24 protein-coding genes are annotated in these 25,978 nt (G+C 46.8%); 4 read left to right on the top strand and 20 right to left on the bottom strand.

What is annotated here, in order from left to right; all coding sequences use genetic code 11:
• Window positions 1–229: 229 nt before the first annotated feature.
• The 3 genes from BUC01_RS15935 to BUC01_RS15925 are packed head-to-tail and all read right to left on the bottom strand — an operon-like array spanning window position 230 to window position 2,138.
• Complete coding sequence (locus BUC01_RS15935) at window positions 230–898, bottom strand: DUF4122 family protein (protein WP_025830978.1); 669 nt, start codon at window positions 896–898, stop codon at window positions 230–232.
• The gene (locus BUC01_RS15930; protein ID WP_025830979.1) at window positions 886–1,335 is read right to left on the bottom strand and encodes a DUF3408 domain-containing protein; all 450 of its coding nucleotides are present in this window, start codon (window positions 1,333–1,335) and stop codon (window positions 886–888) included. The genes BUC01_RS15935 and BUC01_RS15930 overlap by 13 nt, the downstream gene beginning before the upstream one ends.
• An 8-nt stretch (window positions 1,336–1,343) precedes the next feature.
• Complete coding sequence (locus BUC01_RS15925; RefSeq protein WP_005789995.1) at window positions 1,344–2,138, bottom strand: ParA family protein; 795 nt, start codon at window positions 2,136–2,138, stop codon at window positions 1,344–1,346.
• A gap of 166 nt (window positions 2,139–2,304) precedes the next feature.
• Between BUC01_RS15925 and BUC01_RS15920 the strand changes: the two genes are divergently transcribed.
• The 4 genes from BUC01_RS15920 to mobC all read left to right on the top strand — a co-directional run bounded on the left by BUC01_RS15920 (window position 2,305) and on the right by mobC (window position 6,601).
• Window positions 2,305–2,514, top strand: a complete 210-nt coding sequence (locus BUC01_RS15920; RefSeq protein WP_073314208.1) for a hypothetical protein — start codon at window positions 2,305–2,307, stop codon at window positions 2,512–2,514.
• A 350-nt stretch (window positions 2,515–2,864) separates the two neighbouring features.
• The gene (gene mobA / locus BUC01_RS15915) at window positions 2,865–3,287 is read left to right on the top strand and encodes a conjugal transfer protein MobA (RefSeq protein ID WP_025830980.1); all 423 of its coding nucleotides are present in this window, start codon (window positions 2,865–2,867) and stop codon (window positions 3,285–3,287) included.
• Window positions 3,272–4,528: a conjugal transfer protein MobB gene (gene mobB, locus BUC01_RS15910; RefSeq protein WP_025830981.1), complete on the top strand. Its 1,257-nt coding sequence runs from the start codon at window positions 3,272–3,274 to the stop codon at window positions 4,526–4,528. The genes mobA and mobB overlap by 16 nt, the downstream gene beginning before the upstream one ends.
• 36 nt (window positions 4,529–4,564) lie before the next feature.
• Window positions 4,565–6,601 carry a conjugal transfer protein MobC gene (gene mobC, locus BUC01_RS15905; RefSeq protein WP_073314206.1) on the top strand — a complete coding sequence of 679 codons (2,037 nt, stop codon included), beginning with the start codon at window positions 4,565–4,567 and terminating at the stop codon, window positions 6,599–6,601.
• A gap of 488 nt (window positions 6,602–7,089) precedes the next feature.
• On the opposite strand, the gene BUC01_RS15895 is transcribed toward mobC, so the two are convergent.
• The 17 genes from BUC01_RS15895 to BUC01_RS15810 form a co-directional block, all read right to left on the bottom strand.
• A complete protein-coding gene (locus BUC01_RS15895) occupies window positions 7,090–8,394 on the bottom strand; it encodes a sigma-54-dependent transcriptional regulator (protein WP_025833199.1) in 1,305 nt (434 codons plus the stop codon).
• A complete protein-coding gene (locus BUC01_RS15890) occupies window positions 8,363–10,714 on the bottom strand; it encodes a hybrid sensor histidine kinase/response regulator (RefSeq protein ID WP_025833197.1) in 2,352 nt (783 codons plus the stop codon). The genes BUC01_RS15895 and BUC01_RS15890 overlap by 32 nt, the downstream gene beginning before the upstream one ends.
• A gap of 115 nt (window positions 10,715–10,829) precedes the next feature.
• The gene (locus BUC01_RS15885; protein WP_025830983.1) at window positions 10,830–12,020 is read right to left on the bottom strand and encodes a carboxypeptidase-like regulatory domain-containing protein; all 1,191 of its coding nucleotides are present in this window, start codon (window positions 12,018–12,020) and stop codon (window positions 10,830–10,832) included.
• 24 nt (window positions 12,021–12,044) lie between these two features.
• Complete coding sequence (locus BUC01_RS15880) at window positions 12,045–12,434, bottom strand: hypothetical protein (RefSeq protein WP_243462348.1); 390 nt, start codon at window positions 12,432–12,434, stop codon at window positions 12,045–12,047.
• A gap of 12 nt (window positions 12,435–12,446) precedes the next feature.
• The gene (locus BUC01_RS15875; protein ID WP_025830984.1) at window positions 12,447–13,244 is read right to left on the bottom strand and encodes a YjbH domain-containing protein; all 798 of its coding nucleotides are present in this window, start codon (window positions 13,242–13,244) and stop codon (window positions 12,447–12,449) included.
• Window positions 13,241–14,134, bottom strand: a complete 894-nt coding sequence (locus BUC01_RS15870; protein ID WP_073314204.1) for a YjbH domain-containing protein — start codon at window positions 14,132–14,134, stop codon at window positions 13,241–13,243. The genes BUC01_RS15875 and BUC01_RS15870 overlap by 4 nt, the downstream gene beginning before the upstream one ends.
• 30 nt (window positions 14,135–14,164) lie before the next feature.
• A complete protein-coding gene (locus tag BUC01_RS15865) occupies window positions 14,165–15,235 on the bottom strand; it encodes a DUF1972 domain-containing protein (protein WP_025830985.1) in 1,071 nt (356 codons plus the stop codon).
• A 182-nt stretch (window positions 15,236–15,417) separates the two neighbouring features.
• Window positions 15,418–15,792: a glycosyltransferase gene (locus BUC01_RS15860; RefSeq protein WP_025830986.1), complete on the bottom strand. Its 375-nt coding sequence runs from the start codon at window positions 15,790–15,792 to the stop codon at window positions 15,418–15,420.
• The gene (locus BUC01_RS15855; RefSeq protein ID WP_034524083.1) at window positions 15,773–16,888 is read right to left on the bottom strand and encodes a glycosyltransferase family 4 protein; all 1,116 of its coding nucleotides are present in this window, start codon (window positions 16,886–16,888) and stop codon (window positions 15,773–15,775) included. The genes BUC01_RS15860 and BUC01_RS15855 overlap by 20 nt, the downstream gene beginning before the upstream one ends.
• On the bottom strand, window positions 16,885–18,000 hold the full coding sequence (locus BUC01_RS15850; RefSeq protein WP_025830988.1) for a phosphotransferase: 1,116 nt from the start codon (window positions 17,998–18,000) through the stop codon (window positions 16,885–16,887). The genes BUC01_RS15855 and BUC01_RS15850 overlap by 4 nt, the downstream gene beginning before the upstream one ends.
• A gap of 5 nt (window positions 18,001–18,005) precedes the next feature.
• Window positions 18,006–19,262 (bottom strand): glycosyltransferase, encoded by a 1,257-nt coding sequence (locus BUC01_RS15845; RefSeq protein WP_243462349.1) that lies wholly within the window; start codon window positions 19,260–19,262, stop codon window positions 18,006–18,008.
• Window positions 19,263–19,613: 351 nt separating this feature from the next.
• A complete protein-coding gene (locus BUC01_RS15835; protein WP_025830991.1) occupies window positions 19,614–20,636 on the bottom strand; it encodes a capsular polysaccharide synthesis protein in 1,023 nt (340 codons plus the stop codon).
• A gap of 1 nt (window position 20,637) precedes the next feature.
• Complete coding sequence (locus BUC01_RS15830) at window positions 20,638–21,960, bottom strand: hypothetical protein (protein ID WP_025830992.1); 1,323 nt, start codon at window positions 21,958–21,960, stop codon at window positions 20,638–20,640.
• Entirely contained in the window at window positions 21,957–22,922 is a 966-nt protein-coding gene (locus BUC01_RS15825) for a glycosyltransferase family 2 protein (protein WP_025830993.1), read from the bottom strand. The genes BUC01_RS15830 and BUC01_RS15825 overlap by 4 nt, the downstream gene beginning before the upstream one ends.
• A gap of 79 nt (window positions 22,923–23,001) precedes the next feature.
• Window positions 23,002–23,808, bottom strand: coding sequence for a glycosyltransferase (locus BUC01_RS15820; RefSeq protein ID WP_025830994.1), 807 nt, complete (start codon window positions 23,806–23,808; stop codon window positions 23,002–23,004).
• On the bottom strand, window positions 23,792–24,703 hold the full coding sequence (locus BUC01_RS15815) for a hypothetical protein (protein WP_128809482.1): 912 nt from the start codon (window positions 24,701–24,703) through the stop codon (window positions 23,792–23,794). The genes BUC01_RS15820 and BUC01_RS15815 overlap by 17 nt, the downstream gene beginning before the upstream one ends.
• Before the next feature lie 281 nt (window positions 24,704–24,984).
• Complete coding sequence (locus BUC01_RS15810; protein ID WP_081795754.1) at window positions 24,985–25,977, bottom strand: acyltransferase family protein; 993 nt, start codon at window positions 25,975–25,977, stop codon at window positions 24,985–24,987.
• Window position 25,978: the final 1 nt, after the last annotated feature.

Genomic DNA, 25,978 nt, shown 5'->3' with positions numbered 1-25,978 from the left:
TTGAATTCGACGGCGAAGATAAAAGGGAATAATACGCTGTGATTCAGAGGTGTCATCATATGTCACCAGATGTCATCAAATGTCATCCATCGTACGGCTTTATGTAAAGTGAATGGAGAAGGATATGGGCGGCAAAGCCGGTCAAATTCAGGATACCCCCGTTGCACATGATAAAAAAATCCCGTACACTTCAACGCGTACAGGATTTTCCGGACATGATATTGCCTTTTCAGACCAGCTTCCTCCAGTCTGCGACAGGTTTGGAAACGTTCCTCTCTTTTTTTAAAGGCAGAGCATTCCCTTCCTCATCCACATACTTTTCCATCAGCTCCTCTATCAGTTTCTTGTTCTCCATCTGGGAGGAGAACAACTCGAACATGTCCGTTTCCTGGATGGCACGCAGTGTCATGGCGGCCCGGTATGATTTGTTCTCATCTGAACCGGCACCATCCAAATTGAACAGCACGTCACCTACATTGAGCAAGTCGGCGGGAGTAACTGCCGGAACAATGGCTTCCGTCTCGGGAGAACGGCTGTCCAGTTTTTCCTGTTCGTCTTTCAGCATTCTCATCTCCTCCAAAGGCAGTTTGCATTCCACTTCATCTTCCGGAATATCCTCATCCTTGCCGATAAGGTCGCTTCCCATTTCCAATTGCTGGCTCATGTAAGGGGCAACGGTCTTTCCTGCATTCTCATCCAGATAGACAAAACGAGTGGCACCCATCACATCTGCCGCATTTTCCGGATTCCGGTGGTGGTCCTTCTCCATTTCCGGTTTCTTACGGGGAGTATAAAGCAGGTCACATATCTTACCTATTCTCTTCTTCTGCTCCCATACCTTATATAATAGATAAGCGGTACAGCCGAGCCGTATCGATAAATAAACTATTTCTTCCATTCTATCGGTTTTTGTGTAGCTTCCTGGTTATATATCTCGTTGATGATGTCCTGATACCTTTCCAGATGGTCTGACAGGACACTGTTTAAAAACATCGGGACGGACATATCCGGAGCAATGACCGGCAATACTTTGGCAACAGTCCTGTATAATGTATCGTTAACATAGGTCTGCCTTCTTGTACCCGCCAGCTTTGCTTCCAGAAAACGTAGCCGGTATTCATTGGTACCGGTTACTTCATCCGGAAATTTCCTCGTTTGCTTTTTAGAAGGACTGACAGAAGCCTTTTTATCTTGCGTCTCCCGGAAAGGGACGGCCTCTTTTTCCAAAGCCCCAGCCGGTGGAACTGTTTCCTCCAATGCCGTGACATCCCCTGCCATCATGCGCTTCAAGGCATCCTCGTCCACCCGGTAATCCATTCTTCTCTTGGTAGTCATAATATTATCTATTTAAGTTTCAGTATGGTTTCCATCTCCGATACTAGCAAGTCCAGGTTGCTGCCTTTCAGTGCGGAGGAAGATGGAGGGAACAAGGTGCTGCGGAACAGAGGCCCCTTCATCCCGGAATCTTTGTTGTAGCGTTCCGCACTGGGAATGACGGTCTCCAGCACCGGTAGTTTCAGAGAGCGGAAAATTTCGGTATAGCCGTTATACAGGCCTTTGGACACCCGTTTGTCCATCCGGTTCCAGAACATATGGATGCCACGCAAGGGTACGTCCGCATGCCGGTGCATGTATTCCCTGATGGCAAGGACAAAAGACATGCTGCTCCGCATTACCATCCTTTCCTGTGTAATCGGAGTGAATACATAGTCCATATTGATCACGGATTGGAAGACACCGGGCACATTCACGGTACCGGGGAGGTCAAAAAGGACAAGGTCATAATCCAGCTCCGACTTTTCGAGAAAGAGGCCGGCCGTCTCCCTGGCTTCCTCCGGGGTGGAGTTCAGGATGCTGTAGGCTTTCCTGCCGCTTGTTCCGAACTGTTCCACCAGCAAGTTTTGCAGATGCACGTTCTTTTCAATGTTCCCCACTTCCCAGTCCCGCATGGCACTGATGCTGTGCTGTGGATAATCACAATCCACCACAAGTACGTTATATCCGTTCAGGTAATGGAAATAACTGGCGAGCAACACGGTGAACGTGGATTTTCCCACACCGCCTTTCTGGTTGCTCAAAGCGACAAATAAAGGTTCTCTCTTCATAGGCTTGAATTTAGAGTGTATAACTTGTTTCATATCTGTCTGGATTTTTTCGTTTCATCACACGGCAATGCATCCGTTGGTATATGGCAATGACACATTGCTTGCCTGTTTGCATGAATACATTGCATACCATATTGCATCAGTGTAATGCCGGTTGCCGGAGGGTGTTGCCGTATAAGGTGCATTGCATTCATGTAATATGGAGCTCAATGTACCCCATACTGCATTGCACGGATGCAATGTGTTCCGTCATGCAGGACTGCCATGCGGCATATATGGCATTGCGCATACATGGATGATACCGCATTCGCGTCATGCACCACCTGTGGCAGGCAAGCAATACATCTTACAGGACAATGTTCCAATGTATGCCCTCATGCACTGTGCCAAAAGTAGCGGCTATTCTTGAAACTTCCGCCAACATTTCCCCTACCTGACATCAGATGTCGTCAGATGTCATCAAATGTCATATCAAACGCTGTTTACCAATCGGTTATCACTGTCTAATTTTGCAAAATCGGAATCAGACAATGGAAAGGAACTGACTTCGCCGGACCACAGCACACCGTGAACGTCGCGCGGCAATCCGACCATAGGAGGATTCTCTGTTCAAGCGAACAGAGCAAGTTGTGTCCTTGTCCGACAAAAAGTCTTTTGTCCGACAAGAACCAACTTGCCCGCCCAGAGGGGCGGGGGAATCCGCTCCAAAGTCGCGGATTCCGGAAGAGAAAAAAAGTACAAACCAAAAATCTCATGTGTATGGAGAGAACAACAGGGACAAGGACGGGCAGAAAGCCCAAAAGTGATCCGGCGGACCGCAAGTACAGTTTCCGCCTGAACGCCGAGGAGAACACAAGATTTGAAAAGTTGCTGGCGGATTCGGGAGTCGGCAACCTCACGCTGTTCATCAAGAAATCCATCTTCTCGGGACAGATAAAGGTCGTGAAAATAGACAAGGCGACGATGGACTATTACATCAGGCTGACAGAATTCCACAAACAGTTCCAGGCTGTCGGCAATAACTACAACCAGGTGGTACGTGCCTTGAAGAACAATTTCGGGGAGAAACGGGCGAGGGCATTGCTCTATAAACTGGAAAGGTTGAGCCTCGAGCTGATGCTCGTCTGTAAAAAGGTCATGGCGCTAACCCAGGAATACGAGCGGAAATGGTTGCAAAAATAAGTCATGGCATGAGTCTTTACGGGGTGCTTGCCTATAACTACGACAAGGTAGCGGCTGGTACGGCTGAGATCCTTTCCGGCAGCCGTATGATCTCCGACCGGCTGGGGTTGCCGAGCGGGGACATACGCATGGCATTGCTCTCTTTCGAGAACTACCTGCTGGCAAACCGCAACACGGAGAAGCCCGTCCTGCACATCTCCCTCTCACCGGCACCGGAAGACCAGCTGACTGACGGGCGGCTGGCAGAACTGGCGGAGCGTTATATGCGGAAGATGGGGTATGGGAACCAGCCTTACATCACCTACAAACATGCCGATACACACAATACCCACATCCATATCGTCAGTGTATGTGTGGATGAACAGGGGAAAAAGATCAGCGATGCCTACGAGCACCGGCGTTCCATGACCGCCTGCCGGGAACTGGAAGCGGATTTCGGCCTGCGGAACGGAGCGGATGTGGAAAGGCGGAATCCGAAAGCGGAACTAAGGAAGGTGGACGCCTCCTTGGGAGATGTCCGCCATCAGGTAGGCAATACCCTTAAGGCCGTGCTGGAAAGCTACCGTTTCCAGACCTTCGGGGAATATAGCGCGCTACTGTCCACGCTCAACATCGAGGCGAAACAGGTCAGGGGAGAATACAATGGTGTATCATACACCGGCATTGTCTATTCGGCCACGGATGATACCGGCAGGGTGGTCAGTCCGCCGTTCAAGAGTTCCCGATTTGGGAAACGCTTCGGAAATGAACAGTTGGAAAAGCGGATGCTGATGAACCTGAAAGCCCTCAAGGAAGGGAAACGGGCACCGTCCATACAGGGGGACATCGCCCGTGCCTTGCGGCTGGCGGATTCACGGAAACGGTTTGTGGAACTGCTCGGGCAAAACCGTATCGATGTGGTCTTCCGTGAGAATGAGCGGGGACGTATCTACGGTGTCACCTTCATTGACCACAACCGCCGGGAGGTGTTCAACGGCTCACGCATGGGCAAGGAGTTTTCCGCAAATGCGTTCAACGACTATTTCAAATGGTTGGAGGGCATATCCGCAAATGAACGGGACGGACATACCGCCGCGGAGCTCTGGCGGCATCATCGTTACAAGGACGGACAGGAAAGTGCGCTCGAACTGGCAGCGGGTATCCTTTCCATGGAAACCAATCTGCGGGATTACGAGGAGGAGGCTTTCGCACGCCGCATGAAGAAAAAGAAGAAAGCCGGGCGTAAGTCACGTGGCATTTAGACAAAACAAGTATCAACCCGTTTATCCACAATTTTTATGCAACAGGAAGACGATTTGAGGGCTCTCGCCAAGATAATGGAGTTCGGCAGGGCCGTGAGTATTTTTCTTTTGGTGGTACACGTTTATGTGTACTGCTATCCAAGTATCACCGCATGGCATCTGAACCTTGAGGTGATAGACCGGATTCTGGTAAACTTCAACAACACGACCGGTGTTTTCAACTGTATCCTCTGGACCAAGCTGCTGGCGGTGCTTTTGCTGGCCACCTCCTGTCTGGGCACGCATGGGATCAAAGGGGAAAAAATCACCTGGCACAAGATCTATACGGCCCTGGTGGCTGGAAGCGTGCTGTTTTTTCTGAACTGGTGGCTGCTTGAGCTATCTTTGCCACACACGGTGGGCTCCATATTGTATATCTGCACGCTTACCGCGGGTTATCTTGGCCTGTTGATGGCGGGTCTGTGGATGAGCCGGCTCCATAAGCACAACCTCATGGAGGACGTCTTCAACATGGAGAACGAGAGTTTCATGCAGGAAACCCGTCTGATCGAGAACGAGTATTCGGTGAATCTCCCTACAAGATTTTATTATAACAGGCGGTGGCATAATGGATTTGCCAACATAGTCAATATTTTTCGAGCCTGCATGGTTATCGGGACGCCGGGCAGCGGCAAGTCCTACGCGATAGTCAACAGCTACATCCGCCAGCTTATCGCCAAGGGCTTCGCGATCTACATCTACGATTACAAGTTTGACGACCTGTCCACCATCGCCTATAACTCGTTATTGAAGAATATGGACAAATACGAGGTCAAGCCCCGGTTCTATGTCATCAATTTCGATGATCCACGCAGGTCGCACCGTTGCAATCCCATCAATCCGGAATTCATGACGGACATATCCGACGCGTATGAGGCGAGCTATACGATAATGCTCAACCTCAACCGCACCTGGATCGAAAAACAGGGGGACTTCTTCGTGGAGTCCCCCATCATTCTGCTCGCGGCAATAATCTGGTATTTAAAGATTTACAAGAACGGCATTTACTGTACGTTTCCCCACGCGGTGGAACTGCTCAACAAGCCCTACTCGGATCTGTTCACCATCCTGACCTCTTATCCGGAGCTGGAAAACTATCTTTCCCCCTTCATGGACGCATGGAAAGGAAATGCCCAGGACCAGCTCCAGGGCCAGATAGCCTCGGCAAAAATACCCCTTACGCGCATGATCTCCCCACAACTCTACTGGGTGATGACCGGTAATGATTTCTCATTGGATATCAACAATCCGAAAGAACCCAAACTGCTCTGTGTGGGCAACAATCCGGACAGGCAGAACATTTATTCGGCAGCGCTCGGATTATACAATTCCCGTATCGTCAAGCTTATCAACAAGAAAAGACAGCTTAAATGCGCCGTCATCATCGACGAGCTTCCCACCATCTATTTCCGTGGGCTTGACAACCTAATCGCGACGGCGAGAAGCAACAAGGTGGGCGTGCTTCTGGGTTTTCAGGATTTCAGCCAGCTGACACGCGATTACGGTGAAAAGGAATCCAAGGTCATCCAGAACACGGTGGGGAATATTTTCAGCGGACAGGTAGTCGGGGAAACCGCAAAAACGCTTTCAGAGCGCTTCGGCAAAGTGCTCCAACAGCGTCAGTCCGTTTCCATCAACCGTCAGGACGTATCCACCTCCATCAACACACAGCTTGACTCGCTTATTCCGGCATCCAAGATTGCCAACCTCTCGCAAGGCACGTTTGTCGGAGCTGTGGCGGATAATTTCGATGAGAGGATAGAACAGAAAATATTTCATGCCGAAATCGTCGTAGACCATGCCAGGATCAGCGCGGAAGAAAAGGCTTATCAGAGAGTCCCGGTCATCAACGACTTCAAGGACAGGAACGGTAACGACATCATGATGCAACAGATACAACGCAATTACGACCAGATCAAGGCGGACGCACAGGCTATTATCAATGAGGAGATGCGGCGCATCAAAAATGACCCGGAACTCCGTAAACGACTGGGTCTGGAAAGCGAAAAAGGAAAGGAACCCGACAAATCATGACAAGTGCATGGGTAATTGAAGAAATTCGAATTCTGTAAATCCCAAAGTAGGATGAATCTCTGAAATATTTTGTATCCTCGCCATATCTTAGTTTGGATATTCCCCCCCCGTTTTGGCTGTCAAACCTTATTTGCGGGGGAATATCGAAAGATACAAAAAAACAACTAATTCACAATACTGTAAGTATGAATCAGTTGACTAATTTTATAGGATTTACTGAATGTCCCTTGCCGAATGTAAGGTAAAAGCACGACAAGGATTGCATTTATCTGGCAGGAGTAGGAGATGGAGGTAGCGCGGAATATGCCGATGGACTTTTCCGGTATAATCTGGTGGACGAGACGGTACTTTATCCGCTACCCCTTTCTTATGGTGGCGGAATCCCCCCTGACGGAAGAATTCCAGCCTGCCCGCTGGAAACTTCCTGGCCGCAAAACTTTCTCCAACGGAATCTGCCGGCTTATATATGAACGAAACATATGAAAATTCTATCTCAATCCATACATTTCCATTTTCTTGTATAGTGTCGGACGGCTCATCCCCAGCATTTTTGCCGCACGGCTGATCTTACCTCCACATTCTTCCAGGATCTTCCTTATTCGTTCTTTCTCTTCCGCTTCTTCCATCAAGCCTTTCTTGCATTTTCCACCTGTTTTACAAACGGCCGCCTCAAGACCCAAATCTCTGTGGGTTAACGAGGGGGATTCCGCCAGCAATACGGCACGCCTTACCCGGTTACCGAGTTCACGTACATTGCCCGGCCATGAGTGGGAAAGCATGGAGATTCTGGCTTGTTCGGTAAAACCGGAGGTTTCCACACGTATCTCTTCTGAATGTCGCTTACGGAAGAAATCCGCCAACGGCAATATATCCTCCGGACATTCGGAGAGGGAGGGCTGGCATATCTCAAACTCGGCGAGACGGTAGTACAGATCCTCCCGGAAACGCCCCTCCCGTATGGCACGCTCCATATCCTCGTTGGTGGCCGACAATATCCGTACATCGGCTTCAAGTTCTTTGCGGCTGCCCACCGGACAATACACTCTTTCCTGCAATACCCTGAGTAGCAGTGTCTGCATTTCAGGAGGCATGTTTCCGATCTCGTCAAGAAAGAGCGTACCGCCCCGGGCCGCCTCAAAATAGCCGGCGGTATCCTTTTTCGCGTCGGTAAACGCCCCCTGCACGTGACCGAAAAACTCCGATGCGGCGAGTTCCCCCCGGATACAACCGCAGTTCACCGCCACAAAAGGCTTGTCCTTACGTCCGCTATGCCGTTGGATCAGCTGCGCGACAGATTCTTTTCCGCTACCATTCGGTCCAAGGATCATGACGGAACAATCCAGGGGAGCCACACGACAAGCTATCCGTTCGGTCTCCCGGACCGCCACGCTAAACCTTTTCATGAATGATTTCCTCGGGGGAACGGAAACTGGCAGGCCGACCAATCCCCGTAACAGTTCCATCAGTTGTTCCTCATGGACAGGCTTGGGCAAGTAGTCTTTCGCACCCAATTTGACGGCACGCACCGCATCCGCAATGGAGGCATATTCGGTCATCACCACAAAAGGGATGTGTAACCCTTGGGACACGCTCCATTCCAGCAGGCTGATGCCATCCCCTTCGGGGAGGCGGACATCCGTCAGCACCAGCGCCACGTCGTTCCCTTTGATTTTTCGGCGTGCCGAAGGCTCGTCCGTGGCCGTCAATACTCCATAACCGGCTTTCAGCAGCCATTTCTCAAGAATATCGCAGAGGATCAGGTTATCCTCCACGACCAGTAAGGTCTTTTTCATTCCCGTCATCCCTTTTCTCTAATTCATTATTCACCTCATCCATCAGTGTCCGTATCTGCTCCATAACCCTCAAGGTGTGCCCTCTGACCGTCTCGTCGCCTGCGGCCTTGTCATGCAGGATTTTCCGGTAGTCCGACAACACGTCACCGGCTCCCAGCAATTCCCAGACCGGAGCCATCCGGTGCACGGTCCTCCGCATGGCCTCACGGTCCATCCCCTCCATTGCCCCTTCCAGTTCGGCCAGATCCTTTTCCGACTCTTTCATGACAAGCCCGAACATATGCCGGCGGTCGTCCGTACTTTCCATCAGACGGGAATAATCAAACGGGGACGCACCGGCAGCTCTGCCTGCCATTACGGAGGAAAGAAAGGCCAGCAGTCCTTTTGAGGAGAAAGGCTTGTGTATGCAACCGCAAAAACCGGACCTCGCATAGACACCCGAGTCGCCGTCACCCCGTGCCGTCATGACGGCGACAGGGATGGTACGGGAATTTCCGATATCCGAACCGCGCAGCAATTTCAACAGGCCGAAACCGTCGGTCACGGGCATCTGTATGTCTGTCAACACCAGATCGTAATCCAGACGGTCGAGCGCGAGAACCGCCTCTTTTACGCTCTGGCAGGTCGTGCATTCCACGCCGTGGCGTCCGAGCATGTCTTCCGTTATTCTCAAAAGGATGCTGTCATCATCCACTACCAGCACACGCTTGGGAAGTACCATGGCGGACTGTACCTGGAACTCCTCCGTTTCCGGATCCTCCGTTGTTTCCGGAAGAGGAAACGTCAGGCGGAATATCGTGCCCTTGCCCGGCCGGCTCTCCACGTCTATGTTTCCGTCCAGCACCTTCACAAGGCCTTTCGTGATAAAGAGCCCCAGACCGAACCCTTCAGAGTTTATCTCCTGCGCCGCACGCTCGAACGGACGGAAGACACGCTCCAGTGTCTCCCTGTCCATGCCGATACCGGTATCGCCTACCTCCACATGCAACCTGCCTTCCGCATATCCGGTATGGAAACGGACCGTACCGGACGGGGTGAACTTGATGGCGTTTGTCAGCAGATTGTCCAGTATCTGTTCCAGCTTGTCGGCATCTCCTCTCACCGTGATATTGTTGACAATCTCATGACACCTCTCGAACAGCAGGGCCTGGCCGGCCGCTTTCCGGGCGTATTCCTCCGATATGTTGTCTAGCAGGCTGCCCAAACGGAAAGGGATCTCATTACGGGTATCCCTGGTCTCATTGATCCTATAGACATCCATCAGGTTGTTCACCAGATTCAGTATATGGCGGCAGGAATGGCGGATGTTCTCCAGATAGCCTTCCCGTTTTTTCTTCTCACGGGTTTCCGAGGCCAGCTCCACACAGTTGCTGATATTGCCCAATGGTCCCCGTATATCGTGCGAGATGGTCAGGATGATCTGTTTACGCATACCGAGCAGTTCCTCGTTCTCACGGTTTATCCTTTGGAGCTGTGCCCGCCCTTCCCTTTCTTTCCTGATGTCATGCCGTATGATCAGGAACGAGATGAATAGCAAGGAGGAAGCGGAGACGATTACCAAGACAAACAGCTTGAAAGAAAAATCTCCGGCTTCCGTGATTTTTTCCTCACGACTGATGAACGCCGCCTGCGCTTGCCCGTCAAGATGGGTGACGAGCACGTGCAGTTTCTGGTTCAATGTCCTGTTCTGCCTGCGCAGGCTGTCCGCATATGCATTTATTCGGCGGTTACGTTCCTCCTGCATGGCAACCAGCCTGTCATTCAATTCCCGTAGCCCTTCCGACGGTTCGAGGACCTGTACACTCTTTTTCCCCCCGAGCCAGCCAGCGACACCTGTCTTCCTCCGGGTGACCGTCCGGATGCGGACCGCTTCCCTGGCAACGACTGGCAGACGGTTTGCGAGCAGGCTGTCTGCCTCCTCCAGCTGGGCGATGGCTTTCATGATGTGGGACAGATGCTCTTCCTTGGCCTCCAGTAAATGACATAAAGAATCGATCTGTCCGGGCAGGACAAACATGCCACAACTCGATTTCAATGTTTGCAGCAGGCTGTCCGTATGCAGGCGCTTTCCATGGTAGTCACGGAAGTCGGCATCCTCCCAGACAATGACGGACTCCCCGTCGGTGGCAAGTTCGGTGATATGGCGATGGGCCGTACTGATATCATGCCAAATCCGGCGTATCTCCGCTGTCTCCGATCTTATCGTACGCATACGGTCACGTTCGTATAACAGGATGGAAACCATGCCGCAAACGGCCACGACCAATATCATGTATCCTAGAAGTACCTTATACTGCAATGAGATATTCCCTGTTTCCATAAAAAATCAATGGATAGATAAAATATAGAAAAAGCCCCTGTCTCCTCCGGTGACCGGGTTCAGACAGGGGCTTCCGTATCGGGATGAATGAAAGGCTAATCTTACACCGGTTCTGTCAATCGGTTCCACCCGTATGCTGGCGGTTCCAAGACCGGGTTATGACAGATACCGTCCCATACTGCCTGCCGGAAACGCTACGACCTAATGCGGATGCGGTGAGCGTGGTTACCTCCTGCTGTCCGCTGATGCTCATGGCCGTGCCGACAGGCAGGGTCACATTGATGGGATAGGTACCAGTTGCCTCTGTCACACCTGCTCCTGCGGCACGTGCCACGATCTCAATCAGGTAAGCGGTGATCTTGTTCGTGCCGGACGAACTGATATCCGTACCGATCTTGTAGGAATAGGAAGCAGATGAAACAGCCATGTCACCGCTTCCGTACAGGTTGTCCCATGAGTCGGGAGAGAAGCTGACAGCCTCCGATGTTTTCGATGAGCTGATGGTGGCATTGCATAACAACGAGTAGGAGGTGAACTGGTCAACTGTCACCGTGACTTTCCCGTCCGTTCCTACCGTATATTCCGCATCCACCCATTGTCCGTTCACATATTTCTGTGCGGTGATGGTTTCAGCTATCTCAGGATCCACGTCATACTCTAACGTCACAGATTCCTGCAATTCGGCCGACGCGTTGGAACTGCTGACTCTCGTACCTATCAGCAAGGTACTTCCAACCGCTTTCGTAACGGCAGAACGAACTGCGGCCTGTTCAACCTCATCCGTTGAATAGATGGGAGTGACAATGATTTGCGTACCGGCTTCCACGGCACCTGCCGGGGCGGTCAATGTCATTTCTATCTCTCCATCCTCATTCCCTTTCAATGTCTCGGAAGTGACAACACCGCTGGCAGAACCGTCCGGCTCTACGTTAATCGCAGTTCCTTTATTGCTCAATGCCACGTTCCACACCGGATTGTTGCTGTCCCCGTCACTCACGGTAACGGAAGTCTCTTTGGACTCCTTGCCATCCGCTTCCGCCTTCAAGGTATAAGTACCTGCGGCTACATTTTCAAACACGAATGTACCGTCCGCCTTAGTCGTTGCGGATGTCCCGCCCATGGAAACGGTTGCCGAAATACCCTCACCGTCAACACCTGTCACACGTCCGCTGATACTATGTGTCACAGCCACTGTAGGCGGGGTTACATTGCTGTAATCGGGGTCATCGTCACTACAACTTGCCATACCCATCGCAAGGCAGGCAACAAGGAGCATGAAAGCCCCTTTCTTCATAAAATTGTACATAAATAAAATGAATTAAAATGTTAATTATAAATGATAAATAACTCTCATGACAGATGTTTTCCGGACCTTCTCAGTCATCCAGAATCCATTCCTTCCATCCGGCATAATCACTTGCCCGACGACCGGCATCCAACGCGTTCCTTGCCGACCGGTCTCATGTCCTGCTGCGATCCTCCTTACATAAGAGGCCGGAACTTCCACCATCACCACACGCCTTCCGTCCCTCAAGTGGAAAATCAACGGTTTCTTGTCCTTATAATGGAATTGCTCTTCCAACAGACATGGCGAATATTCCAACGCCAGCCAACTATCGCCACACCGATACAAGTGAATGGTCTGCCGATTGAACCGTTCCTGATCGAGGGCAGCTTCCAACCGGGTGTCAAGGAATTCAAGCAACAAGGGATATTCCATATTGTCGGTCTTTTACAACAGGTTGATGCAGAAGCATACCCCTCCCGAAAAATACTTTCCGTTCTGCAAAGAAGATTGTACCAGCAAGTGCTTCCACAGTTTCCAGTCGAAGCCCACATTCACGTCATCGCCCGTGTATTCGGCTATCAAGCGCAAATTCTTTTGGAAAGAAGGCTGATAAGTAATGCCGCCCACCGGGCCGTTCCACTTGCTGTTATAGTTGCGCTTCCAATGGCGGTACGCCACATGGATGCCAATGCTGTGACCTTTCAAGCCGATATGCTTGGTGGCGGCAATGTAATAGTTAGAAAAGTATTGGCTTTTCCCGTCCCCATTTTGAGGACTTTCTCCTTCTTTCCCGGTTCCCTCCTTGCTGTCCGTACCGTATGGATCATTGGCACCGATGGCTATAGCCGGCCACCATTTCCCTTCTTTCAAAGGTTGCAGTTTGACAGAAAAGTAACGGTCCTTGAAGCGTAATTTAGGATTGCCTTCCAAGACCTGTCCTTTATTGTCGATTGCACGCCCTTTCTGTAAAGTACAAGTATAGCCGATTTCCAGCCATGAGAAAGGAGTGATACTCAGATAATGGCTCAACGTATTGTATTTCCCCTCGTAATTGAATCCTTTGTCCGGCGTGAATTCCTTGTTCAAAAAATGCGCACCGACACGTGCCTCTCCGGCCTCATCCATTTCTCCGCTCGGTACATGGATCAGTCCGCTCATGCCCGTATATTGTTGGGCGTGCAAGAGTTGTCCGCTTCCGAAAAAGAACAGGCAACCGATTATCAGAATTGTAATTTGTCTCATGGTCTGCCTCCTTCCTTGTTGGTGAAGTCCGGTTCCATCCGATTGGCACCCCATTGCAGACGGTTGCGGTCGTAATGCCCTTCACGTTCATTTTCTTCCGGATCGGTGGAATACATTTTCACAGCGTATGGCTGTCCCTGAATGTCGTAAGTCAGCCTGAAATTGGAAGCCGGACGTACCATCACCTTACGGGCTTTCCGCTTGTAGGGTGGAATCATCATGATGACCTTGAAACCTCCGTTCTCCTTGCCTTGGTCACTGTATTGGGCATACAGACCTACCGTACAGTGCTTGAAATGACGCATGGCTTCGGCCGTCACGCCATAATCCTCATAAAGATACCGGCCACCGTGCAGCCGGAATTCCGTATTCACCTTTTCCAGATAGACGTTCACTCCGGCTTGTCCCGTCACTCGCTCCATCTTGCTGCATTCCCAATCTACAGCCATCGAGCAGAAGCCCGTCACACCCACTTGTGCGTCCAAAGCCAGCCATCTGTTAATCGGATACATCCATTTCACATCCAGCCCATAGCGTTCCCGTCCAAACAGTCCACCGCTCACTTTCAAGAATTGCGAACCGTTCCAGTCCCATTCCTTAGACAGCACTGCCATACTCAGGCGTACCTTCTTATACCGATCCCCATAATCATTATAAACGGGGATTATGGCCTGACCGGCCAATTGCCACCGGTTGCCGATGTGCCATTTCAGACCGGGAGTCAGGTTCACCAAAACCTCGTACATCTTCGTGTAGAAGATATCCCGATAATGCAATTCCGCCCCTGCAAACAATTCCACTTTGGGGCTGACCGGTGCCTGCGACAAAGCTTTTAAAGCCGGCAGCAACAGCAATACAACCACCCCCCCCCAATACCGTTTTCTCCTCATTGTCAATCTTTTTTGTTCTTATATATTTCTTTAGTACAATATTTCATATTGTTCCGCAATGTATTTCCATGTATATCGCCTCATGGCTATCTCTTTCATCGGCGTACCGTCCGGTGTATTCCGGTTCAGTAGTTCCGTCAATTCATCCGCAGTCTTGAAGTAACAGGCTTTATTCCCAGTCGTTTCCCGGTTATATACCACATCATACGCCAGAACCGGCTTCCCGAAAAACATCGCCTCCACCAAAGAGGGATTGGTACCGCCCGCACTATGCCCATGAACATAGCAACAGCACCAATTACGCAGCGCATACAACTCGTCCAAGTCATATACCGCATTCACCATTCGTATATTGCTGTATTCAGCGTATTTCTGTTTTAATCCACGGCTATATTCGCTCCGTTCCCAGTTACCCACGAACACAATATCTTTCCCGCTGGAGGCAAATGCCTCACAAATTACATGGCTGTTGTTCTCCGGCTCTATCCGGCATACGCTGACTGCATAGTTGCCCGGTGTCACCCCGTATTTCCGCAGGATTTCCATCTGCCGTTCTTCTGATATATTTCTCAGCACCTGGTCTCCCCCGTAGGCTATCAAAACCGCTTCCTTATGATAGGTCTCCATCACATAGTCCTGAATCCCCTTATTGTCTGCCACCACCACATCGGCATAGCGCACCGCCATTGCCTCACTGGTACGCAGGAACCATTTGGTGAATCCGCCCCATTTGGCTCTGCGATGTTCCAGACCGTCAATGTTAATCACTAATTTTTTCCGGTATAACAGTCTGAATACGGGAAGGAAAATACATCCCGATACCCCCAGTATGACTACCGTGTCATACCCCTTCAACGTGGAGAGCATCGACAGGATATCATAAGGCGTACTTTGCATGCCGTTGGCATGAAACAGCGGAATATATTTCAATCCGGCACCTTTATAAGAATCCCTCCGTTCCGCATAATCTTTACTGCTGCAAAACACGGTATACCGGATATCCGGAGAACAGTTCTCCCCGATAATATTCTCCACCAATGTCTCGAAGCCACCATATTTTGCGGGCACACCCTGTATGCCCACAATCGCTACTCGCTTCATCTAATAAAATAAAAGTTGTTTTTAAATATATGGAAATTCTCTACTTTTCCCGCTTCTGAAAATTGTTTGCGCTTTTCCCTCCAAGGACTGAATATAACCTAAAAGAACCGTTTGAGAATAAAAATCGTTGAAGGTTGGCAGTTGAAGATTCGCTTCATTCGTATAACCCCTGATTTCCGTTGTTATTCATTCAAGATTGTGAGGATTCTTTCAATCATTGTATCATCTTTGAAATATAAAGAGGCTTGGTATGATTCGTTAGCCATACGCATATAATGGTCTTTATCATTGAGCGTTTTCTCAATCAGACAGATGATCCGCTCCAATTCCTGCACATCAACCTTATACCCGTTCACACCGTCTTCCACCATTTCAGCAATGCCGCCTTCAGTCGGTACTATTACAGGAAGTCCCGCACTCATGGCTTCAAGGGCAGTCAGCCCGAAAGTTTCTACAAACTGACGTTTGTCCGATAGGTTCAGCACCACCGATGCTTTGTTGTAAAACGTAGAGACATCCGTCTGACGTGACAGAATCTTAATATTGTTCTTTCCCATTATCGATTGATTTCATCAAAATAGAAAGGTTTTCAGCCGATTTATATTTTTCCGAGCATTTCAAAGCTTCTTTTGCCAACGAATGGTAAAGAACCTTGTTGTCGAGCATTCTTCTTATTTGCTTCTGAATGATGTCTAATTCCTGCACATCCGTTTTGTAGCCATTGATGCCATCCACTACCATTTCGGCTATGCCGCCCACTGTAGGCACAATCACTGGAAGCCCGCCACTCATGGCTTCTAATGTAGTAAGCCCGAATGTTTCCACAGCTAATCGAGGATTGGTCAGACAAACTACAATGGATGCCGCATTATAAAAAATGGCCACATCAATTTGCCTTGGATAAATCGTCAGATTACCCCCCCCCTTAATATTTGTTAATTTATTGTCGGATAAGTACTTGTCTATGTTTTCTTGGGTGTCGTTAATTACCAGTACGAACTTGTATTGCGGCAAACGATTCGCTAACTCAATGAATTCGCGTGTACCTTTATACTCTTTTAGAGAACCCAGCATCAACACCGTCTTCCGCTCAAAAGCCGCTTCCGCATCGGGGTACAACTTGCTCACAAACTCCGTAGGCAATGCATTCGGTATCACAGTCACTCCTTTCTTCCTTTTCAGAAAAGAAGCCTGGTAAGCCGACACACAAATTATCTCATGCGCCAACTTCTGCATACAGCAGGCCAGCACTTTATAGAACGCCCCTTTGATAAAAGCGTTCTCGTGATAGTGATAGACCACCCGCTTCCCCATAATCCGACCAGCCAAAGCCGGCCCCACGGGCAGTAGCGTATTGATATAGAACACCACATCCTTTCTGAACAGATAGCGGAACGCAAAGAAGAAAGTATATAGCTGAATCACAGTGTAGCGCAACATCGTCACCGCAGGGTTCGCGGAAAAATGATACGGATAAGAATACCGCTTTATACCAGGATGTGTGTTCAGTTCATCCAGCACCCCGCCTTTTGAAGTAACCAATTCTACCTTTTTCCCTTTGCCAAGTAGCCCTTTAAGCACCATGTTCAATACTTTGGGGCTTCCGCTGTAGTCGTTGAAAAGGTGAAAACAAACGATACACTTTTTATTCATTTGCATAAATATTTGAGAAGTCCAATCCATAACTTCATGTTCCTTTGCACATCACCGGTAAACACGCCTTTTTCACGCTTCACGTAATGTGCTATAATGCCTAATAAATAGCTTGTGTAGGCTAAATCCGGATTGCCGAACAAAGATTGAAGGCGTTCTTTATCATGCTGAAAAAGTTTCCAGATGCCATCAGCACCTAAATGTTCCTCAAAAATGGCGGTTTGCGTGAAGAAGTGGAAATAATCCAAATAAGGCGGATAAGTACGCTTGGCGTATTCAAAGTCAAAGGCATATAGGCGGCCTTTTTCCACATATATGTTCCATGGCGTGAAGTCGGCGTGATAAAAAGAGAAAACCACCTCCCTATGAACATAAAAATTCAAAACTTTGCTCACACCCTCCACGATGGGTCTTGTTTCAAATCCCGGCAGGTTATTCATTTCCTCGCAGAGCAAGCACAAATCCCGATAATACTCCGTTTCCTCGAAAGGGATGTGCTGCTTTGTCTTTTCGTGCAGTTCTTCAAGGAATGCCATTTCCCTTTCGTTCCACCGGTGGTCTGTCGAAGAGTGCCGTGTCTTGGTCGTAGTTTGCACAAACAGCCCCAGCCCGTCTCTCCACTCTCCGCTGTACAAACACCGGGGGACGGATGTCACCCCTTTTTGTTCCAAATAGTCCAGCGTTTCCTGTTCTTGCCGAAAAATATGCTTTATCTCATCGTTGTCACTGAATTTGGCATAGCCTAATATGCGTGCCCCTTTGCTGATTTGCATGGTTATCTTTTGATGTACGCATGGAGTGCCGCAAAAGATAGAGAACTCTATGTCGCCCGTGCCAAACAACCGGCATAGTAGTTTTTCCAACTCTGGGACTAATTCATACCGCTTCTTTTCCGCTCCGACTGCTTTATTGACAACACCCAGCCTGTAAAGATAGGGGAATAAGGCCTTCATCCCTTTTCCTTTTATTCCGCTGGGCTGATAGAGGTTCATTGCCGTCCGCATATTCTTGGCAGGCATCAGCCACCGCTTGCCGTCAGCGTTCGAAAAGGTATAGAAAGTATTGCTTCCCCCCTCATTCAGAAGGAAAGGCAAAAGATGTGCTATGCTCATTCTATTTATTGCTTATTCCAGGCTTTCATTATGGCATCCCGTATTTCTTCCCCGCGCGATTGCCATGTAAACTGTTTGCCTGCCAGGCGGGCACGTTCTCCCATATCAGCCCTTTTCTCCTTATCGGTCAAAGTCAGAATGCCTTTGCCCAATTCCTGTATGGTAATCTTCCTCTCACCACGTTGCACGATGATGGCATACTCTTCGGAAAAATACCGGGTATATCCGGTCGTATCAATACACAGGAGCGGTTTCCCCAATGCCATGCTGTCGAACGATACGGTCACGGCTCCCTCTTTCAGCGAAGCGTTTATCACGGCATCGCATTTCTTCATATATTCAAAATAAGTATCCATATCCACTTTACCGGCCATTGTCACATACGGTTCCAATCCATACCGTGCAATCAATGTCTTTAACCGTTGCTCGTCTGCTCCTTTGCCGATAATGGTCAAGTGAATTCGTTGGTTCTCTTTTACAAAAAGCGCCATTGCCTCAATCACCAAGTCGAAGCCGCGCCAGGCATCCAGCCGTCCCACAGTGACAAACTCCGTAATTTCAGAAGAGTTCACGGATTCTTTCCGGGTTGCAGGCTGTTTTTCGTCCACTGCCACGTCTGTAAACAGTATGGCTTTCTCCCGATGCGCCTTCGGTATCTGCATCCGTGTTATATCCGTCTTGCATAATATCAGGTCCGCATTCCTGCATCTCCGTTTGAATCCCGCGTTCCGTTTCATCAGGCTCACCGCCATGTGTCTCATCCGTTCTATCATCTTCGACTTTCGGTCATAATGGTCGGCATACTCCATCGGAATTGTTTCCATGCCACCTACTGGTCCCCACACAAAGAACTGTCGTTGTCCGTAACTGCTCACTTTCCACATGACATTGCCATAAGTCAGGTGGTGGAAAATCCGTATGTCATTCTTCTGCATTGTTCGCTTCACGATGCCATTGGTACATGCCTGCCAGATGTTATAGTAAGTTCGTACCCCACGCATTCCCTTTTTCCAGAACCGTGCCCATTTTGGCCAGTCATAATATAGGAAATGAATGTCGCTATATTCCGGGTGTTCGCCTATCCACGGCTCTATGGTATGCCGGTTACTCTGCCGGGTCAGCACCCACAGCTCAAAGTATTTCGACATCTCCAATACCCAATGCCAGCCCACGCCGATCTCACTGCCCAAGCCCGGTTCGCAAGCGTAGGCAGAGATAAATATTTTCAGCCTGTTCATTTCTACTTTATTGACCATCTTCATAAAATTATCAATTCATATCACAAAAGCACCTGTCAATGCCTATATCATAAGACCTAATCTGTACACTTTGTTCCAATGTATCTGAACATAGCATTGAGAAAATCATGCCGTGCCATGACAACCCCGATTACGAAAGTAGAATAGTAATAAATCAACAGATGTAAACGGGTTTGTAACAGATTCGCCCCCTGCGTAAAAAAAAGGCAATATAGAATAAACAAAGGGCACAATAGTAGCAGTTCTATATCGGTAGCCCCCCAAAAATGCCACTCGCTATTCATTCCATTCCAGTACCAATATATACCTCCTTTTATTAGCAGAGTGTCCACCTTGGTAAAGATCTGTGAACAATTAATCTGCACCTGATTGATTTACCATTTTCCCATAAAAAGTAATCTTCCCGTCAATTTCTTTTTTCCATGGTGTTTTATATGACAATTTAAAGCACCAATCGTTTTTGATTAAACGTTGATAGACAGGCTCTTCATAAACCTTGTTCAGAAGAAAATGCAGCTCATTTCTTTTCACATTGAACTCTTTATGCTTCACAATAACCTGCCGCATATAGGGAAACTTGCGATAGGCGTAATCCAACAAATAATCCAATATTAAATAATGCGGTAAGCATGCTTCGTTTATGTTAATAGTATAGAGCATATCTCTTAAAAAAGCAAATAAAGCGTTTTGCTTTTCATTAGTTCCTAAATTCCAGCCGCACCATCTGCTGTTCGACCACATAGGCATATCTGCCAGTCCACAGGTAGATGGCGAATAAAACAGCTCTTTTTTCGCGCTATCCGGTATGGCATAAGGAACATAACAAGTAGAGTCAACCCACATGCCTCCATGTTCAGCAAGAAGAGAGATTCTCAGAATATCGGACAAATGAGTGTAACTGATTTCACCGTTATCTACTTTTCGGTAAATAACTTCCGGAATATTCACATAATTACGGATATTTTCTTTCGTAATTAAAGTGACCAAGCCATTGTGCTGTTTAAGTTTGGCAAAACAGCATTTTACCAAAGTAGGCATAGCACCCGCCCCCTGCCACCAAAACACCCATATAGGATAACTCGAAAGCGGAATAGTGTCATTTAATTGCACTTGTGTAGCACTTCTGTATTTCTCAATAATCTCTATATATCTTCTTCTCTTTTCAAAATATCTATCCATATTACGGGTCAAATGCTTTAAACTCCAAAAGCCGATAGTTTTCTTATGGGTGTAATTCCCAATCCACCATACAAGGCTTGGAAAAGCGATTGATAACCCGTAATTTTTCCACTGCTCAAAAAAAGAAGATAGAATCCACTGAGTTCGTGAATATGCCTTTGCCCATAAACCTTGTGTCTTAAATGTTACCGCTGCCATATTATTTCAATCGTTTCAAATTCTTCTTATGTTGTTTCTCAAATATAATATTAAGAATCTTCGTCACCGCCTCTTGTGGAGTGCCTTCATTCATCACTTTGTAATAACCCTTTTTATTCTTCAGATAATCTATTTTTGCATTGATTGCTGCAATGCCCTCCGTATCCAGCTCACGCTTTCGGGCTAAAATAGTATCTGTTTGGGCAGTCAGCAGAATGTTATAATCCAGCGATGGGATAAACAGCCTGCCAAACCCATAAAGGAACTTGGGATTGAGATAGATACGGCTGCGGCGGCTGTCACAGATAATGTCGGTATAATAGCGGTCAAAAATCACCAGGCGAGTGATGCGCGTCATCGTCTTCACCTTAGCCCAATAACCCAAGATATAGTCCACAGAATAGTAGGTCAAACGAAGCAGCGAATTGGACGCACCCGTCCGTCCACCCCGATGCGGATCGCTGTAATTCCTGTCCACCTCTTTCTTTACCCCGGCAGCATGCGCCACCTCACCCAAATTGCCAAACAGCGTAGGGCGGAAATGGTAATAGGCGTGTGCCTTGCGAAACACATCACCCAGGTTATCAATAAGAGTATCAATCACCGTTGTCTTGCCCGACCCGTCCGGGCCGGTAAAGCCGATGGAGAAACCGGTGCGCGACCGGAGATAGTTCCCCACAAAAGTATATAAGAACCTAAACACGTTCCCCACAAAAGCCAAGACATTGCGACGGCAGTTCCATGCCACCGCTTTCAGCAACAATCGTTTGCCCGGTACTCTGTCACATTGGACTATCGAATCACATCCGTACAAATCCTTCACCTTAGCCACTACCGAAGGCAAGTACTCAGCTGTTTCGCGCGTAGCCCTATACTTTTCAGGGTAATAACTTCCTACCGCCCTATTGTACAAATACTTATCCAAAAATTGACAATCCACGTCCACATAATGCAAGAAACCATTAAATTTCTTGTATTGCAAGAACTCTTCGGCATCCATCAGCAAAATACCGAATACCGAAGTGTTCACAAAGAAGTCCCATTGCACCAACTCTGTACGGTCGCCCAGCACCTTGCCGCACACCAAGGTGAGCAATCGGTCACTATGCAGATAAGTCACTATTTTCCAGCCGCTTTTATCTATCAATGCCACCAGCCGGTCTATCATATTCCGATAGCTCTTGCGGGTAATGATAATGTCAATGTCACGACTCCTGTTATTGTCAGGCAGTCCCTCAAAATTTCTCAATACAGCATAATCGGCATTTTCATTCAAGAAACCGATAACCTGCTCAATATGTTCCACAGCTATATTTCTCATCATTTCTTGATATAATTTGCGTTTATTTTGTCCACGATATATAAAGGTTGGTACCATACGGATTTCATCAAAGTCCATATACCTTTCATCCAGACGCCACTTTTCAGATAGAAAACCCCATTGCGCAAGCAGTCCGCTGCCAAAGAGTCTTTTTCAAGTTTGCGCATTTCTCTTTCCGACATGCTGTTCATAAATTCGATAAACGTCATTTCTTTTTCACCTCTGCGCCTCAGCAACAAGTTCTTTTTCACAAACCGCATTTTGATAATCATATTGAAGTGGTTGGTGCTTAGGGTATCTGCTTTTCGATAAAGGTAAAGTACTTTGGGGATGGTCACAATTACTTTACCCTTGGTGTAAAGGTCGCTCAAACGTGTCCATAAATCCAAGTCTTCGCAATAGTCACGATAGCGAGGTTTGCCTTCCGGAAAGCCATCCAATCGGAATCCTCCCACTCTTAGCGCATCGTTTCTTACAAACATGGTCTGTATCGGAAGAAAGATGAGCTTGTTTTTTTGCGCACGTTCCCTGAACATTTCTTTGGAGGTATCGCCGATAAAAAGCCCCCCTCCAATTTCATTATCTTGATTATCAATATATTTCAGCCAAGAACTAACAGCCATTATCTCTTGGTCACAGGTCAATAACTTATATTCCTCTTCTATAAGTGTAGGAAGAGGAAGATCGTCAGAATCAATAAACACAAAATATTTCGTGGTTACATGATTGATTGCAAAATTCCGTGCATGAGCAATACCTTGATTCTCGTTCAAACGTATCAATTCATATTGCCTATGATGTTGCTCAAAGAAAGCATCTACCTTTTGTGTACTATGGTCTGTACTGCAATCGTCCACTATCAGCAAGTAGAAGCCCTGCATCGTTTGATTATAGATATATTGCAAGGTTCTTTCGATATACACTTCCGCATTGTACATACAGATAGCCACTGTTAAATCCATCATCACTCTTTGTATAAAAGATTGTTTCTATTTTTTCAAAATCCTCTAATTGCAAATCTTCTAAATCGTAAATATATGAAATTCAGCAAATTACCCCACCGTAAACTTTATAAAGATAATACATTCGTAAATTCCCATTCAATGTATTAGTTATATTTCTCAACTTATTCAACATCGAGGTTTCTACTTCGCCACAAGTGTTATGTGTATGTATTCTGTAAAGCATCGTAGGCCGATAAACCGTAGCAATGATTCCCTCGTTAGCTGCCACGGCCATAGCAATAACACTATCCTGCATTCTTGAATTATTGAATGGAAAAGAAACCTCTTTTGCCCTGTGGTTGAAGCACATCACGCAACCGGCTATAAATGTGCCTAATCTGAGTTGCTCTAATGAATTCCTTTCTTTCATCAATTTATTCAGTTTCTCAATAGGAAGATTGGTGCGATTTAATTCACTCTCCAATATTATATTTAAATCCGCATCCACCCTTTTCTTATCGGTGTGGATTAAAATAGGTTTGTCAGGGTTTGTTTTCTCCAATTCTCTAACTTTGTCGATACTTATTTGAACCTTTTCCGGAAGCCACACATCATCTTGGTCACAGAACATATAATATCGGCTTTCCACCATATTGAGTAAAGTCATGAAATTCATACAACACCCTTGTCTTGTCAAACCACTGTCAACCCACATAATTCGATTATTGTCAGAGTATTTTTTGATAATGTCTAAAGTCTTGTCTTTCGAACCATCATCTTGAATATAGAGTGTCCATTCATTATTGGTTTGCGATAAAATACTCTCTATCTGTGCATCCAAATACTTTTCGCCATTGTAGGTTGCCATCAGTATGGCAATGGGCTTTGTGTTAATTATCTTGTTCATCTGATGTATAGTTATTATAAAAATATTTCGTTGTTGCTAAGATGAAATAGCACCCCCAAATGTAAGAGAAGTTATTAATGGTCATTCCAATCAGAAAAAAAGCAAGTAAGGTTTCTACTGATAGAAAACGTGGAATACAACACATAAAAATCAAAGATATTGCTACAATAAAACTGATAAGTCCGTATTGATCGATATTCCCCATTTTGGCTGTTTTCAAAGTGGAATACCAATTATTTCTCTGTTCCACAGATACAGTACCTTTTCCGAACCAAGTTTCAGACGAGGTTAAATCTGTATTAGTCAACGTGTTTACTAACGGGTTGATACGTGCAGCCGCACTATTATCGGCTATGGTTATTTCATTTACATCCAATGTCATCACTGCATTTACGGTTACCAACATTCGTTTCGCGGGTAAATAGTCAACATTTGTCAAAATTGCATATCCCAAAGAAAATGCTAATAGCATATGAACAATATATTTCTTTTCAATAAAATACAAGGATAAGAGGATTAAAGCAATAATTGCCGTACCACTTCCCATAAATAACATTACATACAAGAACGCAAATACGATTTTTCTATGATTGTCCCATAAATAGCGGAAACTGGGTTTATTGCCTAAATACAGTTCCTCCATTCGCAGAAAGCCTAAAAACAGGAAAGCCAATATGCGCGCGGATGAAGAAGGCTCGAAAGTAAGTGTATTAAAATGGATAGGTGACAAATAAGTCTGCCCTACCATATTTAAAACAGGCATATATCGTAAACCTACAGCGGAAAAAAGTTGTTGTAATACGGCACAATAGAAAAACGCCCATATAAACACCTGCAAGAGTTTCCTATAATCATCAAACGAGAATGCGCCATCATATACCAGATTATAATACATGATGAACGTTATAACGAACATGAACAGATATCCGATGGTGGAAACACGGACATAAGATTGCATAGTGGCACAAAAAAACACCACTATAATATAAAGTGTTCCTATGAGAAAAGCTTTGGATAGATAAGGAACTTTTGTGGTAAGTATAAATGGAGCCAATGACATGAGTACAATCTTCAACGGACTTACTCCGAATCCCTCTACAAAGAGAATTTGCGTACACATCACTATTAGATACACGATTGCCAATGAGCGATGTGTAAATAAAGAACCAATCTGAATCATTTTCCTAATAGAGATTTAAAATGTTTGTCAAACAGAGGGACAAGCAAATGCTGAATAGGCATAGAAAGGCAAAAACAAGCTAAGGAAACCCAATGCGAGAAAGTTTCATGAAAAACGCCTTCCGCACCCCATTGAAAAAGAACCTCTATAATGGAATAGTGAGTAACCATCAATAACAACGAATTTCTTCCCCAGAAATCAAAGTAGTTCATAATGCGACAGTCTTGGGTGGCTTTTGAAAGGCAAAGAATGCCCCAAGGACCTATCAATGAAGCCAAAATCATATTGAAAAATGACAAGGGCTCCGGTAAATAGTTAACCAACACGAAGGCTGATGTACATAAACAAATGCCTATTGACAATAATTGTTTCCGTGATAAGTTTGAAAACTTTTTCCCTATCAAATGAAAAAAATAGTAACCTCCGGCAATACCAATGCAGGCTCCTGATATGTTGAGCATGGTTCTAAAAGGGGCATTGATTATACGGTAGATAGTTTCTTGTTGAGCATCAAAAATGTGATGGTAGATATTCATATAAGCTATTATGGCAAGAAAAACAGCAGTTTGTATCCATATTTTCTTCTTGTAGAGCCAATGCCAGACTAACTCTCCCCAAAACAATGCTGGAAGAAACCACAAAGTCCCAATTCCTCTTAATGTTACTGATTTATAAGCTTCTCTTGCAATAAGGTTTAAGTCATAATACCCTGCAAGCAGGAGAATAAAATCAAAAACAAGAATTATGACGGTCCAGTAACAATAAGGAATACCCAATTGTTTCCAACGCTTTTGAAGCAGTTCTTTGGTTGTGGAGATGTTTTTCCGACTGGCCATCAACCATCCGGATGTCACATAAAACATCGATATCATAAAAGAACCGACAAAGGTATTCACCTCAGTAGGGAACAGACCATTTTCATAATGCAACAACACAATACACAAAATAGCCAGTCCCTTCGCCATATCAATATATCTTTCTCTTTGCATA

Origin of the sequence: Bacteroides stercorirosoris, from assembly GCF_900142015.1 — a bacterium.
In the GTDB taxonomy this organism is placed as follows: Bacteria; Bacteroidota; Bacteroidia; order Bacteroidales; family Bacteroidaceae; genus Bacteroides; species Bacteroides stercorirosoris.
The sequence above is the reverse complement of the archived record's forward strand: the minus strand, read 5'-3'. Positions and strand labels throughout refer to the sequence as shown.

Bases quoted from the DNA above. Each gene is read 5' to 3' on its own strand.
- BUC01_RS15935 (WP_025830978.1), bottom strand. From the start codon at position 898: ATGGAAGAAATAGTTTATTTATCGATACGGCTCGGCTGTACCGCTTAT.
- BUC01_RS15930 (WP_025830979.1), bottom strand. From the start codon at position 1,335: ATGACTACCAAGAGAAGAATGGATTACCGGGTGGACGAGGATGCCTTG.
- BUC01_RS15925 (WP_005789995.1), bottom strand. From the start codon at position 2,138: ATGAAACAAGTTATACACTCTAAATTCAAGCCTATGAAGAGAGAACCT.
- BUC01_RS15920 (WP_073314208.1), top strand. From the start codon at position 2,305: ATGGAGCTCAATGTACCCCATACTGCATTGCACGGATGCAATGTGTTC.
- mobA (WP_025830980.1), top strand. From the start codon at position 2,865: ATGGAGAGAACAACAGGGACAAGGACGGGCAGAAAGCCCAAAAGTGAT.
- mobB (WP_025830981.1), top strand. From the start codon at position 3,272: ATGGTTGCAAAAATAAGTCATGGCATGAGTCTTTACGGGGTGCTTGCC.
- mobC (WP_073314206.1), top strand. From the start codon at position 4,565: ATGCAACAGGAAGACGATTTGAGGGCTCTCGCCAAGATAATGGAGTTC.
- BUC01_RS15895 (WP_025833199.1), bottom strand. From the start codon at position 8,394: ATGAAAAAGACCTTACTGGTCGTGGAGGATAACCTGATCCTCTGCGAT.
- BUC01_RS15890 (WP_025833197.1), bottom strand. From the start codon at position 10,714: ATGGAAACAGGGAATATCTCATTGCAGTATAAGGTACTTCTAGGATAC.
- BUC01_RS15885 (WP_025830983.1), bottom strand. From the start codon at position 12,020: ATGTACAATTTTATGAAGAAAGGGGCTTTCATGCTCCTTGTTGCCTGC.
- BUC01_RS15880 (WP_243462348.1), bottom strand. From the start codon at position 12,434: ATGGAATATCCCTTGTTGCTTGAATTCCTTGACACCCGGTTGGAAGCT.
- BUC01_RS15875 (WP_025830984.1), bottom strand. From the start codon at position 13,244: ATGAGACAAATTACAATTCTGATAATCGGTTGCCTGTTCTTTTTCGGA.
- BUC01_RS15870 (WP_073314204.1), bottom strand. From the start codon at position 14,134: ATGAGGAGAAAACGGTATTGGGGGGGGGTGGTTGTATTGCTGTTGCTG.
- BUC01_RS15865 (WP_025830985.1), bottom strand. From the start codon at position 15,235: ATGAAGCGAGTAGCGATTGTGGGCATACAGGGTGTGCCCGCAAAATAT.
- BUC01_RS15860 (WP_025830986.1), bottom strand. From the start codon at position 15,792: ATGGGAAAGAACAATATTAAGATTCTGTCACGTCAGACGGATGTCTCT.
- BUC01_RS15855 (WP_034524083.1), bottom strand. From the start codon at position 16,888: ATGAATAAAAAGTGTATCGTTTGTTTTCACCTTTTCAACGACTACAGC.
- BUC01_RS15850 (WP_025830988.1), bottom strand. From the start codon at position 18,000: ATGAGCATAGCACATCTTTTGCCTTTCCTTCTGAATGAGGGGGGAAGC.
- BUC01_RS15845 (WP_243462349.1), bottom strand. From the start codon at position 19,262: ATGAAGATGGTCAATAAAGTAGAAATGAACAGGCTGAAAATATTTATC.
- BUC01_RS15835 (WP_025830991.1), bottom strand. From the start codon at position 20,636: ATGGCAGCGGTAACATTTAAGACACAAGGTTTATGGGCAAAGGCATAT.
- BUC01_RS15830 (WP_025830992.1), bottom strand. From the start codon at position 21,960: ATGATGAGAAATATAGCTGTGGAACATATTGAGCAGGTTATCGGTTTC.
- BUC01_RS15825 (WP_025830993.1), bottom strand. From the start codon at position 22,922: ATGATGGATTTAACAGTGGCTATCTGTATGTACAATGCGGAAGTGTAT.
- BUC01_RS15820 (WP_025830994.1), bottom strand. From the start codon at position 23,808: ATGAACAAGATAATTAACACAAAGCCCATTGCCATACTGATGGCAACC.
- BUC01_RS15815 (WP_128809482.1), bottom strand. From the start codon at position 24,703: ATGTATTATAATCTGGTATATGATGGCGCATTCTCGTTTGATGATTAT.
- BUC01_RS15810 (WP_081795754.1), bottom strand. From the start codon at position 25,977: ATGCAAAGAGAAAGATATATTGATATGGCGAAGGGACTGGCTATTTTG.